The sequence below is a fragment of the Candidatus Jettenia sp. AMX1 genome (genome assembly GCF_030263775.1).
In the GTDB taxonomy this organism is placed as follows: Bacteria; Planctomycetota; Brocadiia; order Brocadiales; family Brocadiaceae; genus Jettenia; species Jettenia caeni.
Genome location: NZ_SZPP01000097.1, coordinates 1 through 1,836 on the forward strand (window position 1 = coordinate 1; position 1,836 = coordinate 1,836).

Annotated in this window: 1 protein-coding gene; it reads left to right on the forward strand. The window is 39.2% G+C overall.

Translation table 11 applies throughout. The features are described from left to right. Positions 1 to 1,560: right-handed parallel beta-helix repeat-containing protein (locus FBQ94_RS17365; protein WP_285442316.1), on the forward strand; the 1,560-nt coding region annotated here is incomplete at its 5' end. Positions 1,561 to 1,836 lie beyond the last annotated feature (276 nt).

The window sequence follows — 1,836 nt, forward strand, 5'->3', positions numbered from 1 at the left end:
GGTTGCTACAAGGAATTTAGATCAACCCCTAACGCTCAGTGGGAGGTATACGATTCTTCAAAAGGAATATACAGGTCGGTAAAGACATACCCTAACGCAGAGGGTATTCATGGGTATTTTGGAAGCGAAAATGGTAATTATCGGCTTGTTTCTTATGAAAGATACAGCGATCTCAGCGCAGATAATGAAAACTATACTGATATTGGTAATATTTATCTTGGCCCGGGTATATTCTGGGATAGTTCCGATGAAAAGATATATATAAGACTAAAGCACAGTGAGCAAGAAATTATTATGGGATATACTATCCCCTTAGATACAAATCCTTGCTCTACATCGATGCACATCTTTCCAAACCATGAAGTTATCACCTTTCAGGAGAAATCCTCATACATACATATCGAGGGTATTAATCTAAGATATCAGAATAATGCCCTTGAGTTTAAATCAGGATCAAACCACATTTTTCTTAAAAACATCGATATAATAGGTGGTAGGACACCTGTTTTGATCCGTAACGGTGTTCATGGTATTGTATTCGATGGTATTCATGTCTCCGGTAACGTTCCTCCCTGGATTGCCTGGAGTGATGTCAAATGTGGTACGGAGCCTGGACATGCTTTTCAGGGGCCTGCAATAAGTATCCAGGATTCAGCTTACGATATAGAAATCAAGAATTGCACATTTGAAGATACCTGGGATGGAATCGGCGCAGTTGATACATCGTATGATCTTCATATCCACAATAACATATTTAAAGGTACCCGGGATGATGGAGTTCAATTAGGATCTGGCTGCTCTGACGTTGAGATCAATCACAATAGAATGATCTTCGTTTCAAAAGGGATTTCCAGGCATGGATCAGGTTCTCCACCCAAACCAGGGACAAAATATATCCATCACAACATTATTGATTGCAGCAAACCGATGTTGGGTGGAAGACGTGATCCTGATAGATTACTCTCAAAAAAATATCGTGGCCCGAATGGTGATGGGATGGTATGGGCTCGTCCGCTTGCAAAGCATGAAGCTAATAGATTTGGTAAAGGTGATCCATGGAAGATATACCATAATACCATGGTATTTGGGAAGGAGCTAAACAATAAAGGAACAGGACATGAATATATTCTTAAATACTTTTATCGAGATCAACCACAGGAGGTCTATAACAATATCATCATCCAGACAATGGACCATTGGCTGGCAAGAGAGTGTAGGGTGGCAGATGGTTCTCAAATATATGATGGGAATATCTACTATCGCTCTATAAACAATCCTAAAACTTATTTTTTTAAATCACACAGGGAAAGAAAAAAAAGTAGTAAAAAACATTTTATGAGTCTTTCCGAATTTAAGTCCTCAAAATTCTTTAAATCCTCCAAGAAATACTACCCTCCCGGTTTGGAGAACTCCGGTATCGAAGCTGACCCTCGACTAGACGAGAATTATTATCCTGCTCCCAATGGTCCGGCAGCAACTGGTGCTGTACCGTTACCATACGGTTGGCCTGGCAGGGATGGCAAAAAATACCGAGGAGCGCTACCTCCACAACAACCTTAACTAACCGAATTTACCTAAGAATGCTTAAGCTTCATAAACTTTAGATGCTTTAGGTATACAAGAGATCTTACAATTTTTTCGTTGTTAACTTCTACTATCATTTTAATTATAAAAAAATTTAAGGAGAAAGAAATGAAAAGGTTGAAGGGTAAATTATGGAAATTTCTTTTCTGTAAATTAGTAGTCCTGTGTTGCTTGTCAGGCGCTTCATATGCCGGCACAATTCATGTGCCAAAGGATTATTCCACGATTAAGGCTGCTGTAAGTAATGCATCG